Source organism: Aquirufa lenticrescens (assembly GCF_019916085.1).
Lineage (GTDB): Bacteria > Bacteroidota > Bacteroidia > Cytophagales > Spirosomataceae > Aquirufa > Aquirufa lenticrescens.
Genome location: NZ_CP049834.1, coordinates 108680 through 123999 on the forward strand (window position 1 = coordinate 108680; position 15320 = coordinate 123999).

General features: G+C 42.9%; 13 protein-coding genes. 2 read left to right on the forward strand and 11 right to left on the reverse strand.

Annotated features, from left to right (window positions below):
• Positions 1-140: 140 nt before the first annotated feature.
• Genes G9X62_RS00490 through G9X62_RS00520 form a run of 7 tightly spaced genes read right to left on the reverse strand, consistent with a single transcriptional unit; the run spans position 141 to position 8382 of the window.
• Entirely contained in the window at positions 141-1499 is a 1359-nt protein-coding gene (locus G9X62_RS00490; RefSeq protein WP_223130886.1) for a peptidylprolyl isomerase, read from the reverse strand.
• 7 nt (positions 1500-1506) lie between these two features.
• Positions 1507-3756 carry a peptidylprolyl isomerase gene (locus G9X62_RS00495; protein WP_223130887.1) on the reverse strand — a complete coding sequence of 750 codons (2250 nt, stop codon included), beginning with the start codon at positions 3754-3756 and terminating at the stop codon, positions 1507-1509.
• Positions 3757-3804: 48 nt separating this feature from the next.
• Positions 3805-4446: a hypothetical protein gene (locus G9X62_RS00500; protein ID WP_223130888.1), complete on the reverse strand. Its 642-nt coding sequence runs from the start codon at positions 4444-4446 to the stop codon at positions 3805-3807.
• On the reverse strand, positions 4437-5480 hold the full coding sequence (locus tag G9X62_RS00505) for an agmatine deiminase family protein (RefSeq protein WP_223130889.1): 1044 nt from the start codon (positions 5478-5480) through the stop codon (positions 4437-4439). Before G9X62_RS00505 ends, G9X62_RS00500 begins: the two co-directional genes overlap by 10 nt.
• Positions 5481-5484: 4 nt before the next feature.
• Positions 5485-6252 (reverse strand): type III pantothenate kinase, encoded by a 768-nt coding sequence (locus G9X62_RS00510; protein WP_223130890.1) that lies wholly within the window; start codon positions 6250-6252, stop codon positions 5485-5487.
• A gap of 19 nt (positions 6253-6271) precedes the next feature.
• Positions 6272-8155 carry an NAD(+) synthase gene (gene nadE, locus G9X62_RS00515; protein WP_223130891.1) on the reverse strand — a complete coding sequence of 628 codons (1884 nt, stop codon included), beginning with the start codon at positions 8153-8155 and terminating at the stop codon, positions 6272-6274.
• A complete protein-coding gene (locus G9X62_RS00520) occupies positions 8152-8382 on the reverse strand; it encodes a hypothetical protein (RefSeq protein ID WP_223130892.1) in 231 nt (76 codons plus the stop codon). The genes nadE and G9X62_RS00520 overlap by 4 nt, the downstream gene beginning before the upstream one ends.
• A gap of 54 nt (positions 8383-8436) precedes the next feature.
• Between G9X62_RS00520 and G9X62_RS00525 the strand changes: the two genes are divergently transcribed.
• Positions 8437-9084: a 7-carboxy-7-deazaguanine synthase QueE gene (locus G9X62_RS00525; RefSeq protein ID WP_261345522.1), complete on the forward strand. Its 648-nt coding sequence runs from the start codon at positions 8437-8439 to the stop codon at positions 9082-9084.
• Here G9X62_RS00525 and G9X62_RS00530 read toward each other — a convergent pair.
• Both G9X62_RS00530 and G9X62_RS00535 read right to left on the reverse strand, forming a co-directional pair.
• Complete coding sequence (locus tag G9X62_RS00530; RefSeq protein ID WP_223130893.1) at positions 9008-9445, reverse strand: septal ring lytic transglycosylase RlpA family protein; 438 nt, start codon at positions 9443-9445, stop codon at positions 9008-9010. The genes G9X62_RS00525 and G9X62_RS00530 overlap by 77 nt on opposite strands.
• An 83-nt stretch (positions 9446-9528) precedes the next feature.
• Entirely contained in the window at positions 9529-10791 is a 1263-nt protein-coding gene (locus G9X62_RS00535; RefSeq protein WP_223130894.1) for a citrate synthase, read from the reverse strand.
• A gap of 135 nt (positions 10792-10926) precedes the next feature.
• Here G9X62_RS00535 and pepT point away from each other — a divergent pair, with 135 nt between their 5' ends.
• The gene (gene pepT / locus G9X62_RS00540) at positions 10927-12195 is read left to right on the forward strand and encodes a peptidase T (protein ID WP_223130895.1); all 1269 of its coding nucleotides are present in this window, start codon (positions 10927-10929) and stop codon (positions 12193-12195) included.
• A 388-nt stretch (positions 12196-12583) separates the two neighbouring features.
• Here pepT and guaA read toward each other — a convergent pair whose 3' ends face one another.
• Together guaA and G9X62_RS00550 are read right to left on the reverse strand one after the other, a co-directional pair.
• A complete protein-coding gene (gene guaA, locus G9X62_RS00545; protein ID WP_130923150.1) occupies positions 12584-14107 on the reverse strand; it encodes a glutamine-hydrolyzing GMP synthase in 1524 nt (507 codons plus the stop codon).
• A gap of 52 nt (positions 14108-14159) precedes the next feature.
• Positions 14160-15320, reverse strand: a complete 1161-nt coding sequence (locus G9X62_RS00550) for an exo-beta-N-acetylmuramidase NamZ family protein (protein ID WP_223130896.1) — start codon at positions 15318-15320, stop codon at positions 14160-14162.

A 15320-nucleotide genomic window follows, 5' to 3' on the forward strand; every position in this document is an offset into this window, starting at 1 on the left:
CAAAGAAAAAACAACTCTGAAGACAGTAAACAATCAAAAAAAGCGGCCTATGCCGTTTTTTTTGATTCCAAATTTATGCTTTGTGCTTTATGCTCTATGCTTTACATCTATACTCTCTACTCAATTATCTCTAATCTAGATTACTCTCTTTGCTGCACATCCTCTAAGATCTTACAATCCTTATACTCGTCATCAATAAAGATAAACACATCGTCTTTCGCCTTCATAAACCACTTTTCGATGGCGTTGTTCTTTTTACGAGACAACGTGATTTGAGATAGCTTTTGGTAATCATCCTTTAGGTTAGCAAAGTGCGGAGGGTGTTTTGCTTTGAAAAACAAAATACGTACGGCTGAGCGGCCATCGTCTGTACGGAAAGGAATCGGCGCGGAAATGGTTCCCACCTTCATTGAATCCAAGGCAAAGAATAAGGCTGGATCCATTGTTCCATCATAGGCTAAACGATTAGCGCCATTACTAGGATCCATCAATACGCCACCAGCATCTTGGGTAGCTTTGTCTTCTGAGAATTCTTTTGCTGCCTTTTCAAACGTAGTTGAATCGCGCTGAACTAGTACGCGAATACTATCTAGGAATTTAGTAGGCTCAGTTAAATCAAGTTTCTGGTAATCGGGACGCAATAAGATATGGCGTGCGTGGTATTCTTGACCTCTGATTTCCAATAATTGGATTAAGTGGAAACCAAATTCTGACTCTACTACATCCGACATTTGATTCGGCTTTAAGCGCAAGGCGGCTGCCTCGAAGGGAGCAACCATGGCACCACGTTTGGCAAATCCTAAATCTCCACCACGTTTTCCTGAACCTAAATCTTCTGAATGTACTTTGGCCAAATCCTCAAAACTCTCCCCTTTTTCTACCCGACGACGGAAATCCAATAACTTCGCATACAACTCTTCCTTCTGATTCTTATTCGGCTTTGCGACGCGAATGATGTGGCTAATCTCGACCTCTGCAGGCAAATAGGGTAATGAATCACGAGGAATCTCATTGAAAAATGCGGCAACCTCCTTAGGCGTAATTTTCACGTCATCCGTGATTTTATCCTGCATTTTACGGCCCGTCAATTGTTCTTTTAAAGAAGAACGTAAATCCTCTTTTAAGGTAGCAATAGATTTCCCATAGGCCTCAACGATGTTCTTTGCTGATCCATATTGACCCTCCATTTGCTCCATACGACTTGTTAGTTCAGCCTCGATTCGCTTATCTTCCACGATTACGGAATCAATCTCTGCTTTTGCGAGCATTAATTTGTTAACAACTAATCCTTCCAAAATTTGGCAGCGATTAGGTGTATTTGCTTGTCCGCTTGTCAGGTATTGCTGGTACTGATTCTCTACCTCAGATTTCAAAATGAAGTAATTATCTACCTTCACTATGATGCGATCTAACACATTCTTGTTTGCTTCCTCTTGCGCAAACGCAGATAAACTCCCTAACACTAAACACCAACCTAAAACCCAACGAGTCAATTTCATATTTCTATTATTTCAGTAATTTTTCTAATTCCACCTGGTTAATCTCTACCGGGTATTGTTGCTTTAATTTCGCAACCCATTCTTTTTCTAAACGCTCCTGAAGGGCACGAATAACTAAACCTCTCGCCTCTTCAAAAGAGCGTGAACGCTCAGGCTCCACTTTCTTCACCTCTACAAAGGCGAATTTACCCGCAGCTTCATAGTTTTTAGCACCTATCGTCCATTCAATAGCATCGATCACAGGAGAAACGCCTTTTTTGAAATACCCTTCTTTCGCTTCCAAACTCTCAGGTTTCAAGGCATTAAAACGTTTCACCACATCGTCCATACTCGAGGAGAAGAAACGGAAGGAAACGCGGGCATTTTTAGTTTTCACTGTTTTGGAAGCCGCCTTTAAGTTCGCTTCATCCTTTTGAATGATGCGGTGGGAAGAAATTCCTTTGGCATTTAAATAAGAAACGACCTTATTAATACGCGCTTCTGACAAACTATCTTCTTCTGAGGCATCGCGGTGTCCTGAAATTTCAACGACATAGTCCACGTTCTTCGCCATGGTCAAGAATAGTTCCGCTAATAATTTTGTTGATGACTCCTCTAACTTTGATTCCTTTAAACCAAAAGAAAGATCCGCAAACTTCTTATTCATCGGATAAGGCGACTTTTTTAATAAGTCCAAAGCCTCTTTCAACGTTTTCTGGGTATCTGCCACCACTAGTTTTGCTTCCACACGAGCCGGCATGACAAATTGTGCCTTGTTGGCCTGATAGAATTTGGCCTGAGTTAACGAGTCTAATGACTTTTCGAAAATCTCCCGATCCGTCATCTTGCTAAACAAACTTCCCTCTAAGAAATCAGCCATCTGCTCTTTAAACGCAGGGTACTTACTTTCCAAATTCGCTTCTTCCACATTCAGTGTCTCTTTCTCAATCAACTCATCTAAATACGATTGCTCTGAAACGACAGGCAAATAACCTAACGATTTAATGCGTCTCTTTTGCTGAGACTGAACGTGTGAATAAAAATCACCTACCGTGTATGTTTTATCTAAGACCGAAAATATAGGCTCTTGCAAGAAAGGCTCAGATCCCGTTCTTTCCACGTTCATCCGTTCAAACGCCGCTTTCTTAGTCGCTTCTTGCACAATCACCTTATTCTCCACGCGAACACGCTTCATAAAAGCTTGTTTGATCAAACCTTGGCGATCCGCATCTGTCAGTACTTTTTGTTTGATAAACTCTGACATATCTTCGAATGTCAAGAGCGGTTTCTTATCTAACAACTTAAATAATTGCCAGCCTAAATTCGTTCGAATTGGCTTGGAAAGATCTCCTAAACGCTCTAATCCAAACAAGGCATCTTGCAATTCCTCACTCAAATCAGAAGAAAAATACCAACGTCTAATCTCTCCACCACGCCCTCTTGAATAAGGATCTTCTGAATAATTCTTACAAACTAATTCAAAACTTTCTCCCGCCTTTAAATAGGCTTCCACTTGTTCAATTTTCTTTTTTGCTTCTACTTGTAAAGCTGTAGGCGCATCTACCGCAGCAGACACAATAATATGGGCTAAACGAATCTTACCTGAATTAGGGCGTTGATTCAAGATCTTCACAATATGGTAGCCGCTAGCTGTACGGAAAGGTTTTGAATATTCCCCTATTCCGATGGAATAGATGGCATTTTCGAAATCATACGCCGTTTGAAGTGAAGTGATGTAGCCTAAAACTCCACCTTTTGCAGCTGACATCTCATCTTCTGAAAAGCGAGTAGCTAAAGCAGCGAAATCTTCACCCGCTTTTAACTTTTGGTAGATATTCTCGATTTTCTGAAAAGCGACTAAGGTATCCGAAGGGCTTGCGTTTTCCCCTAACTTCACTAAGATTTGGCTCACCTTTTTCTCCTCTTTCATTCGCTGATAAGCCTGCTTTACGAGCATATCCAACGTAGGTAAGTCCACCAAATAAGGTGTAGCTAATTCCTTTCTAAAACTTGCATACTCTTCCTTAAAGTCTGGTTGATCAGCTAATTTCTCTTGTTCCGCTGCTACGATTTTCAATTGGTAATCGATGTAATCAGATAAAAAAGCCGCTTGATTGTCTTTCGTGATACTATCAGACTCAACTAATGGCTTGTACACTTGCAGAAAACTCTCTGCCGATATCTTCTTAGGACCAATCTGAATAGGCGATGCACTCTGCGCAAAAATCGCGAAAGGCAAATACAAGACTAATCCAATAAATAATTTTAAATCCTTCATTCTTAAAAATAAGCTAACAAAATTACGAATAATCCCCGACAAAAACGGTTAATCTACGTTAATTTGAATCTGGTACCGGTATTCATAGGCATCGATGAATTTTCGACCACCCACCCATTTTCCAGTTCGAGTAGTGGACACTCCGGATTCGTAATCCCATTGGGTCTCTGAGACACCTAAAAGGTCTTTTACATCTAATTCACTCACCCAATCCAGTCCTAGAGATCCTGCTTTCATTCCCCATAAAAACCAGGCTACTGGATTTTCGGCAGAGCTTAAGGCCAAAGGCAAAGCCAATACCCCACTCACCGAATTAAACCGATTCACCCATTTCTTTGTGGGCTGGTAGTCTTCGATTTCGAAGAGGGAAAGTTGGAAGCTGGCTTTTTGGCCAGCATGTAAACGTATTTCCAACGCTTTAATTGTATCTAAGCGAATGACTTGTCCCTTCTTTACTTTCCCTAAATACGATGAGAATACCTGAATTGGCTTCACCTTATCATTCTCTATGATACCTACGGCACCTACTAACAATAACTCATCCCCTAACATCTCCTGCGTCTTTACCACTGACAATGTTTTCAATGATACCCGCGTATTTTTATCATCCGGAGTTGAAACCGGTTGAACAACAGGTTTTCGAGCACAAGAAAACAAGGTAATCAAGAAAAGAAAAGGGATTATACGCACGGCGCTGGTTCTTGCTGAGTCAAACAATGAAAACTACCTTGTCCCCAAATAATCTCCCGTGCCGACAATCCTATCACCGGACGATCCGTAAATAATTGACGCAATATTCCTAAGGCAATTTCGTCTTGTGTACAATCGAAAATAGGCACTAAAACTCCTGCATTACAGATATAAAAGTTCGCATACGAACCAGGAGCCCTAAAACCATCAATTACCACGGCATCCGGCATGGGAATCTCCACTATTTGTAAAGGCGAGCCGTCTAGCAGCGTCATTTGCTTTAATTCTGCCAAATTAGCCGCTAACACCGCGTGATTTTCATCCTCCACATTCGGTTCCACCATCGTGATCACCGTATTTGCATTCACAAATCTCACCGTATCATCAATATGACCATCCGTATCATCCCCCACAATTCCATCAGATACCCAAAGCACCTGTGAAACGCCGTAATAATTTTTCAAATAGTCTTCGATCTGCTCTTGACTTAGGTGAGGATTTCGATTTGGATTCAATAAACAAGAACGACTCGTTAAAACCGTACCTGCTCCATTAAAGTCTACCGATCCTCCCTCCATAATGATACCAGGAGAAACAGAAGGAAGAGTTAAACGGGTCGCTATCGTAGCCGGCAACGCATTATCATCCGAAAATGGCGGATATTTACCACCCCAGGCATTGTATTCCCAATTTACCACTAAACGTTCTGTACTTCCTTCTTTGACTAAAAAGGCTGGCCCATGGTCACGGCACCACGCATCATTTGTGGGTTGAATATTGAATTCAATTTTAGCTGGATCAATGCCATAAACAGGCAATTGGCTTTCCACAAAAGCCTGCAAAGCAGCGGAATTCACATTTATTCGCACTTGTTCTCCTTCAGAAATTGCCTTAATTAAGGCAAAATATTCCGGGTACATCTGGTCTAATTTCTCCTCTTGCCACGAATGATCGTTATGCGGAAAAGTGATCCAGGTAGCTACATGTTTATGCCATTCGGCGGGGAAAAAATATCCTTGTTCTTTCGGAAACATCGGCTTAGGCTTTTAAACGTTCGGCAATCAGGCGCAAACCTTCTAACGTAATTAATTTATTTACCTCATCGAAATACGAGGCTAATGGGGTCAAAATCGAGGACAATCCGCCCGTCGCTACTACTTTCAAATCCCCATTTTTGTCTTCCTTTACGCGGCTAATCATCTCTTTCACCATTCCCACATAACCCCATAAAATCCCAGCTTGAATCGCCGAAACCGTATCGGTTCCTAGATTAAATTCAGGCATTTCGAGTGGAACTTCTGGTAATTGCGCTGTTTGAGAGAACAAAGATTTAACGGCCGTTTTAAGACCAGGCGCTATGGAAACGCCTTCCATTTTACCATCTGCATTCACTAGCGTAAAGGTTAAGGCAGTTCCAAAATCCACAATCAACACATTCGATTTATAGTTTTCGTGCGCATACACGGCGTTAGCGACTAAATCTGAGCCTATTTCTTCCGGAACAATAACCTGAATTGCTAAGGTCTCATATAGTTTAGGCCGCATGACAGCTGGTGTATAACCTAGCCATAAAGCTAGGCCTCGTTGAATTTGAGGCGAAATAGAAGGTACTACAGAGGAAATTAAGGCTAAAGAAGGCAAAGTATCCCCTAAGTCTTTTGATGCCCATTCCTTCTTAATCCAATTCACCACCCCGTTGGCGCTCCATGGCTGGTGCGTAGGCGTTCTCAAAACTGCTTTCCAGGTTTGATCTTCATAAAAACCAAACACGATATCCGTGTTCCCCACATCCACAACTAATAACATCTGCTTGTTCGTGTTTTGTTTATATATCTTTTTCTAATCCCGCTGATAAAATCGGGAAGCGTAACCAACTCTTCGGATCTAAACTATAATCATCCACATGGAATCCAGGCGCATAACGCTCTCTTTTCCACTGATTTCGAGCCCAAAGACGGAAGAATCGGCGAACGAATTCTTCGAGCTTTTCTTTGGCAAAAACAGCACCATAGCGCTTATTCACCTCTTCTAAACAGTCATGCGGCGACATTAAATCATAAAATACTAATCGTTCAATCGTATTTAAAATCGGATATGGCATCAAATCCTCCTCATCCACCTGCTTTTCAGACAATGGACGCAATTCCGCACTCGGTTCTAGACTATTCACTAAATGCAATCCTTTAAAGCCCTGAGCCTCTAACCAAAGCAACCAAGTCCGTACAAAACTCTTATCGATACCAGAAATAGGTGAAATCGAACCCGACGTATCGCCGTCCATCGTTGCATAACCCACACTCGCCTCCGAGCGATTCGACGTCGCTAGTAATAAAGCATTTTTGATATTAGCGAGCATCCAGGCACTAGGGGCACGGACGCGGGCTTGTACGTTTTGGAGGGTGATATCGTCCTGTTCCCAGGTCAAAGGACGCCCAATGGCTCCTTCGATTAAGTCTCGGTAACCTTGAACAATCGAATCAATTTCGATCACATAATGCTGTGTTCCGATCCATTCCGCTAATTCACGGGCAGAATCGCGCGTGCTTTGGGAGGAATTAACCGTTCCCTGATAAATGGTCGTTAATAATTCAGACATCGCCTTATCTGGCGTAGTCAAGGGAATGTAATGCAGCTTTTGCTTCAAACCCTCCCAGCCTAATTCTTCTTTTGCATACTGAATACTCAACGCACAAAGGGAAACAATGGCAGAAGAATCAGCTCCTCCGGACAATGATAAAACCCAGCCCTGCGAGCGAGATTTACGTAAATAATCAAATAAACCTAAAGCTACGGCGCGAGAAAATTCGTGCTCTTTTTTCGTCTTTGAACTTTCCCAAGCTGGGACTTCGACGGTTTTTGTTGAATGCGTTTCAGGAATAGGAATTTCAAAGGACACTACATCCTCTCCTGAATCCTTTCGTTTTTCCAACGTTAATTCGTGGGAAACTACCGTATAATCTTGAAAGGAGAATCGAGGTGTTTGGGCTAAAATAGAACCTTCGTGCGCTATGTAGGAATCTCCATCAAAAATGATCCGACCTGCTTCGTTGCCCAGTAAATTTGCGAATAGATAAGCGCCATTGATAATCTGAGCGCCTTCTAAACTTAATGACTTTCTAATTTCTGCTTTACCAAACGCAAAGTGAGAAGCCGTCGGATTACAAATCACCGAAACGCCCCGACGTGCTAAATCATACGCTGGACGTTTCTCCCCTTCCCAAGCATCTTGGCAAATCTCAATACCTAAGGTGATTCCACTAAAATGGATACGGTAATCCCCTAATGGAATTCCTTTGTACATTTTCCGCTGTCCTCGAGGCCAAGGTTTGAACCAGCGCGGTTCATAATGCACGCCATCATCCGCCAAAAATTGTTTGGGGATCAAGGCTTGTATCTTACCCTGCGCTAAAATGGCAGAGACATTATATAAATCTCCTTCAAAAGGCAAAGCTAAACCCACCACTGCGACCATTTCTGAAACTTCTGAAGCGATCAACTCCAATGACTCCCACGATTTAGCGGCCGTAAAAGGGGCTAAAAACTGATCCTCACAGCCATATCCAGAAATACATAATTCAGGCAAACACAAAAGGGACGACCCTTCAGCAGAGGCCTGAGAAATAGCGGCCAAAATACGCTGGCGATTTCCCTCCCAATCTAAGGGCAATTGATTCAGCGATCCCGCGGAAAAAACGACGTTCTGCTTCATCTGGATTTCTTTTTAGATTGATCAGCACGAATATGCTTGTAACGTGGAGTCCACATCCAAGAAAAGGCCACATTCGGACGGTAGTAACCTACACCGTGTCGGTGTTCTACTTTGACGCGACAGGTTTGATACGGACAACGAGCTGACCAACAAGCGGATAACAAGCACAAAGTGCCCACTAGCCCTATAGCAAGAAATAGTCGATTTTTTGCGTTTGTTGGATTCATCGATTAGTTAAATTACAATTCTAGACTTAATTTTGTGATTCAATTTAAGTCCAAATGCAATCCAACCCCAAAGATATAAAAACCGCCGTAAAAAGAGCCGAATTTACCTATCCAGTGATGGAATCTTTTTACACCCTGCAAGGGGAAGGTAAATACCAGGGACACGCCGCCTATTTTATTCGTTTGGGAGGTTGTGACGTGGGTTGCCATTGGTGCGACGTGAAAGAATCCTGGCCAGTGGATACGCATCCCGTAAAAACAGTAGAAACATTAGTGGCTGAAGCACTTGAGAATCCAGGCCGATTAGTGGTCATCACGGGTGGTGAACCATTGATGCACGATTTAGGTCCTTTGACGGAAGCCCTACAAGAAACTGGATTCAGAACGCATATTGAAACTTCCGGTGTCGCAACGACTATTACCGGAACTTGGGATTGGATCTGTTTCTCCCCTAAAAAATTCAAAGCCCCTAATGAAGGTATTTTAGCCCTTACGAACGAACTTAAAGTCGTGGTCAATCATCCTACAGATATCCCTTGGGCACAAGAGTGGGCTGAAAAATTACCTGATACGACGGAATTATACTTGCAACCCGAGTGGTCCAAGCAAGAACAAATGAATCCCCTTATTGTGGATTTCGTGAAAGCGAATCCGACGTGGCGGATTTCGGTTCAAACTCATAAATTTCTTCAGATTCCATAGCATTCAAGGAATCAATTCGAGACTTCTCCGTTACCGGTTTAATATGAACCGTCGCAAAACCATAGGGAATTAATCCCAAATCTTTGGCCGCAGCTCTCGATACATCAATAATTCGTTTGCGACTGTGAGGACCACGGTCGATAATTCGAACGAAAGTGGTTTTCTTTGTTTTGGGCATATACACCTCTAGCCACGTATTAAAAGGCAGCTTTCGATGTGCAGCCGTGAATTTAGCTGGATTATACTTCTCCCCACTACTTGTCCGATGTCCTTTCAATCGATTAGAATAGAAAGACGCCTGCCCTTTTTGGACCTGAGCGCTGACAGAAAAACAAAACAGAAGGAAAAATAGTATCCGCATAAGGATACAAAGCTAGGCCGAATCTCCCCGTAAAACAAAAAAGCCCCCGAAATCGGAGGCTTTTTCAATCTGCTTAAAAAAGATTAACGATTCGCGATATCGACAAATGCACGCGCAGGAGAACCTACGTAGATTTGACGAGGACGACCGATAGGCTCCTTGTTTGTCATCATTTCTTGGTGTTGAGAAATCCAACCTGGAAGACGTCCGATCGCAAATAAGATCGTAAACATGTCCGTAGGAATGCCCAAAGCGCGGTAAATGATACCAGAGTAGAAATCTACGTTCGGGTATAATTTACGAGCCACGAAATACTCATCACTTAAAGCCGCAGCTTCTAATTCTTGAGCGATCGTTAACACAGGATCTTTAACGCCTAAAGCCGTTAACACATCATCCGCAGCTACCTTAATAATACGAGCACGAGGATCAAAATTCTTGTATACACGGTGTCCAAAACCCATCAAACGGAAGCCTGATGTCTTATCCTTAGCCATGGCTACGAATTTAGACGTATCACCACCCGCTTGCTTGATCTCTTCTAACATCTCAATCACGGCTTGGTTTGCACCACCGTGTAATGGACCAAATAACGCTTGTATACCACCTGAAATACTAGAGAATAAACTTGCATGAGAAGAACCAATCAAACGAACAGTAGAAGTTGAGCAGTTTTGCTCGTGATCTGCATGCAAGATTAATAATTTGTTCAATGCCTTAGAAACGATTGGATCTACTTTGTAATCTTCGCCTGGTTTAGCGAACATCATTTTCAAGAAGTTCGAGCAATAGTCCAAAGATTGATCCGGAGCTACTAATGCTTCGCCAATTGATTTCTTGTAGTTCCATGCAGCGAAAATAGGCAAGGCAGCAATCAAACGTAAGATGTTTTCTTTCGTTTCAGCAGGATTATATTGACCTTCCATTAAACCTACCAGAGCTGATAATTCGCTCATTGGGTGCGTAGAAGTCGGAATAACTTGTTCGATTTTCAATAAAGCTTCGTTCGTTACCGTGTATTTCTTTACCGCAGCTTCGAACTCATCTAATTGAGCTTGTGTAGGCAATTCACCATTTAATAATAAATAAGCCACTTCTAAGAAGCTAGCTTTATCGGCTAATTCTTCGATGCTATAACCACAATGTCTCAGAATTCCTTCCTCGCCATCTAAAAAAGTAATCGCACTTTTTGTTGCACCCGTGTTCTTGTAACCTGGATCATACGTAACGTATCCAGATAAATCGCGAAGTTTCGCAATGTCGATTGCCTTTTCATTTTCAGTTCCTACTAGAGTAGGTAATTCGAACGTTTGGCCGTCGAGGTTAATCACAGCATTTTGAGACATAGTTGTAAGCTTATAAAATTCAAGGCACTAAGATAATACGTAATTCTGAAAGGTGTATTACCTTTATAATTCCACAAGAAATAAATTTAATAAAGACAATTTTTTCTTATAATATTTCAATATAAATCGATTTTTATGCCGCAGCTCTCGGAATTGATCCAAAAATACGCCTTCACATCGAAAGAACGTTTTCTTGACTATGTCCAAATAGACACCCAATCCGACCCCCACTCGAGCATCAGCCCCACGACAGAAAAACAAAAAAATCTAGGAAAGGTTTTGGTTCAGGAACTTCATTCCCTCGGAATTTCCAATGCACACCTTGATGATTTTGGCTATGTCTATGCGCACATTGCCTCCAATGTACCTCACGAAGTACCTGGCCTTTGTTTTTGTGCCCACATGGATACCTCTCCAGATTGCTCTGGTGAAAATGTAAAACCAATCGTTCACCCCTATTACCACGGACAAGATTTGGTTTTGCCGGATGATCCATCCGTCATTATCCGGCTAAGTGAACACCCAGACTTAGCGGAACAAATCGGCAATGATATCATCACGGCCAGTGGAACGACGCTTTTAGGGGCAGATAATAAAGCCGGAGTCGCTGAAATTATGGACGTAGCTGCCTTTTATGCAGCACATCCGGAGGTTCCTCACGGCCCCATCACGATTCTTTTCACACCGGACGAAGAAGTCGGTCGCGGTACGGATCATGTGGATATGGAGAAGATTAATGCCCAATACGGCTACACCTTAGATGGCGAAAAGCGCGGGCATTTAGAGAATGAAACCTTCTCTGCGGATGGATTTGTTGTAAAAATTCAAGGCATTTCTCAGCATCCGGGTTTTGCCAAAGGCCGTATGGAAAGCGCCCTTAAAATAGCCGCAGAAATCGTCAACACCCTCCCTAAGGACCGCCTAAGCCCCGAAACCACCGAAGGAAAAGAAGGCTTCATTCATCCCACGGACATATCAGGCAGTGTGGAAGAAGCAACCATCGAATTCATTATCCGCGATTTTGAAACGGAAAAATTGCGCGAATACGGATTCATTATCCAACAGATTTCCGAGATGGTCTTGCGCAAATACCCTAATTCATCTGCGACTTACACCCAAACGGAGCAATACCGCAATATGAACGAAATTCTGGTCAATCACCCAGAATGCATCGACCTGGCGATGGAAGCCATGCGCCTTGCTGGCCTAAAAGCCGAAACCACCAGCATTCGCGGCGGAACTGACGGATCCCGCCTAACTTTTATGGGCTTACCTTGTCCTAATATCTTCGCTGGCGAACACGCCTTCCACAGCAAACAAGAATGGGTTTCCGTACAGGATATGCAGAAAGCGACGGAGACGGTGCTTTATCTCGTTAGTTTGTTCGTGGAGCGTTCTCGCTGAGATAATAGAGTAGAGATAATAGAGTAGAGATAATAGAGTAGAGATAATAGAGTAGAGATAATAGAGTAGAGATAATAGAGTAGAGATAATAGAGTAGAGAGATGGAATCGCCTCCGGCGATGAATTCAGAAATGATTTTCATTAATACAATAAAAGGGATCGAATTCGATCCCTTTTTTAATACGTATATGAAAAAATCACTCCTGAAATTATCCCCATCGGGGATTCCATCTTTATGCTTTATTCTTTGTGCTTTATACTTTACCACTGAAATAAATTGTTTTGTGATGTGAAGAAATCATTGCGAAGCACGCAATACCACTGAAATAAATTGTTGTGTGATGTGAAGAAAATATTGCGCAGCACATTTTCGAACACACACAACAATTTATTCCCACTCAATCGTAGCCGGCGGCTTACTCGAAATATCATACACCACGCGATTCACGCCTTTGACCTTATTGATAATCTCATTCGAAATGCGACCTAAGAATTCATAAGGTAAATGACACCAGTCTGCGGTCATTCCATCCACACTAGAAACGGCACGCAAAGCAACTACTTGCTCATACGTACGCTCATCCCCCATTACACCTACGGATTGGATAGGTAAAAGGATAGCGCCTGCTTGCCAAACTTGGTCATACAAACCATCTTCCTTCAAACCATTAATGAAAATGGCATCCACTTTTTGTAAAATATCCACTTTCGCTGGAGTAATATCGCCTAGAATTCGGATACCTAAACCTGGACCAGGGAAAGGATGGCGGCCTAAAATATCTTTAGGTACACCTAAGGTTTTACCCACTAAACGAACCTCATCTTTGAACAAGGCATCTAATGGCTCTACCACTTTTAACTTCATGAAATCGGGTAAGCCACCCACGTTGTGGTGCGATTTGATGGTTGCACTTGGTCCTTTTAGGGAAACAGATTCGATTTTATCTGGGTAAATCGTGCCTTGGCCTAACCAAGAAACGCCCTCAATTAAATGTGCCTCCTCATCGAATACCTCAATAAAGGTCTTCCCGATGGCTTTGCGCTTGTCCTCTGGATCTGTTAAACCTTTAAGGGCGTCGTAAAAACGTTGTTTGGAGTTTACTCCTTTTACGTTTAGGCCTAGTGTTTCGTAGGATGCCAAAACTTGTTCGAATTCATCCTTGCGCAACAAGCCATTATCTACGAAGATGCAATACAGGTTTTTGCCAATCGCGCGGTGTAATAATACCGCAGCCACTGAGCTATCTACCCCGCCAGAAAGACCTAGAACGACTTTGTCATTCCCTAATTTGGCCTGTAACTCTGAAACGGTTCTATCTACGAAAGAATCCGATGTCCACGTCTGAGCGCAGCCACAAATCCCCACGATAAAGTTCTTAATTAAAATGCTTCCCTCCGTCGAGTGCGTCACTTCTGGGTGGAATTGAATACCGAAAATGGGCTTCGAAATGTGTGCAAAGGCTGCTACACGAACCGTCTCTGTTGAACCGATTAACTCGTATTCAGACGGCAATTCCATAATCGTATCGCCGTGTGACATCCAAACCTGGCCAGTCGCAGATAAGCCTTTCAATAAAGGACTCTCTTTTACGCTCGTCATGTGAGCACGACCGTATTCGCGATGACCCGATGCTTGAACAGAGCCTCCGCCTTGGTGCGCTAATAATTGCGCTCCATAGCAAATACCTAAAATGGGTAAAGAACCAAACAGACTTAAATCTACGCGAGGAGAATCTTCATCTCTCACCGAGCAAGGACTTCCGGAAAGAATAATTCCTTTCACCGATTCGTCGATTTCTGGAATGTGATTAAAAGGATGTATTTCGCAATAGACTTGCGCTTCTCTGATGCGACGCGCAATTAATTGGGTCACCTGAGAACCAAAATCAAGTATAAGGATCTTTTCCGCCATGTTTGTTTTTGCTTAAAAATAAACGGCAAATGTCGGAATTTTTTGCCTAATTCTAACGATAAAGCAGGTAATTTTGGCGCATTTTTCGGTATTGAACTAATCCTGGCTCCCAAGAATCCCGAATATCCTTCTCCGTTTTACCCGCAATGATGGCTAAACGCAATTGATCTGTGCCCGCTAGCTTATCAAAGAAAGACGGTGACGTAAAGAACTTCTCCCCTAAACCTGATTTGCTGTAGAAATACAAAAGGTACTTCAGGCTGAATCCTACATTTCGTGCAGGCAAGGTAGACAGGTTAAATCCGTAACACTTCTGATCTTTCAAAGGAGGATCCATCGCGCCTGGCTTTGGTACCGGCGTAAAGGTATAGTCACCCAGGCCGGCGATATTCGTTCCTACCACTTGAAACTGCAAATCGGTTCCTCGACCGATACTTACATTCGTTCCTTCGAACAAGCAAAGGGATGGGTATAAGGCAATGGATTGATCGTTTGGTAAATTAGGCGATGGCGCTATAGCCACATGGACTGGGGATGAGTGAGTATAATTCGCAACAGGAATGACATTCAGAGAGGCTTTGGCACTATTCGCTAACCAACCTTCCCCATTAATCATCCTGGCTAATTCCCCCAGGGTACATCCGTGCACGACCGGAATCGGATTTAAACCCACGAAAGAGGCCTGCGCCTTTTCGAGTACAGGTCCATCTACATAATGTCCGTTCGGGTTAGGACGATCTAAAACCGTTAAAGGCACCTTATTTTCTGCACAAGCCTCTAATACATAATGCAACGTGGACGAATAGGTGTAGAAACGCGCTCCCACGTCCTGGATATCAAAAAGAACGACATCGATCCCCTGCAAATCCTCCGGCGTAGGTTTTTTGTGTTTACCGTATAGAGAGATAAGGGCAAGACCTGTTTTGCGATCCACCTCGTTATCAATGTGAGCACCGGCATCTGCCGTACCTCTAAAACCATGCTCTGGAGCAAAAATCTTTTTCACTGAAACTCCAAGTGACAATAAAGTGTCTGCTAAATGCGTCTTACCAATCATGGAGGTATGATTAACGACTAAAGCAACTTGTTTGCCTTTTAGAGCTGGCAAGTAAGCGGGAAATTGAGCGGCGCCCGGAATGAGCGTTTTTTGACCCAATCCCATAAAAGCCAAAAGGCTGAACAATAAGACAATACTATTTGATTTACGCCCCAT

Excerpts from the sequence above, each read along its gene's own strand:
- G9X62_RS00490 (WP_223130886.1), bottom strand. The coding sequence starts at position 1,499 with ATGAAATTGACTCGTTGGGTTTTAGGTTGGTGTTTAGTGTTAGGGAGT.
- G9X62_RS00495 (WP_223130887.1), bottom strand. The coding sequence starts at position 3,756 with ATGAAGGATTTAAAATTATTTATTGGATTAGTCTTGTATTTGCCTTTC.
- G9X62_RS00505 (WP_223130889.1), bottom strand. The coding sequence starts at position 5,480 with ATGTTTCCGAAAGAACAAGGATATTTTTTCCCCGCCGAATGGCATAAA.
- G9X62_RS00510 (WP_223130890.1), bottom strand. The coding sequence starts at position 6,252 with ATGTTATTAGTTGTGGATGTGGGGAACACGGATATCGTGTTTGGTTTT.
- nadE (WP_223130891.1), bottom strand. The coding sequence starts at position 8,155 with ATGAAGCAGAACGTCGTTTTTTCCGCGGGATCGCTGAATCAATTGCCC.
- G9X62_RS00520 (WP_223130892.1), bottom strand. The coding sequence starts at position 8,382 with ATGAATCCAACAAACGCAAAAAATCGACTATTTCTTGCTATAGGGCTA.
- G9X62_RS00525 (WP_261345522.1), top strand. The coding sequence starts at position 8,437 with ATGCAATCCAACCCCAAAGATATAAAAACCGCCGTAAAAAGAGCCGAA.
- G9X62_RS00530 (WP_223130893.1), bottom strand. The coding sequence starts at position 9,445 with ATGCGGATACTATTTTTCCTTCTGTTTTGTTTTTCTGTCAGCGCTCAG.
- G9X62_RS00535 (WP_223130894.1), bottom strand. The coding sequence starts at position 10,791 with ATGTCTCAAAATGCTGTGATTAACCTCGACGGCCAAACGTTCGAATTA.
- pepT (WP_223130895.1), top strand. The coding sequence starts at position 10,927 with ATGCCGCAGCTCTCGGAATTGATCCAAAAATACGCCTTCACATCGAAA.
- guaA (WP_130923150.1), bottom strand. The coding sequence starts at position 14,107 with ATGGCGGAAAAGATCCTTATACTTGATTTTGGTTCTCAGGTGACCCAA.
- G9X62_RS00550 (WP_223130896.1), bottom strand. The coding sequence starts at position 15,320 with ATGGGGCGTAAATCAAATAGTATTGTCTTATTGTTCAGCCTTTTGGCT.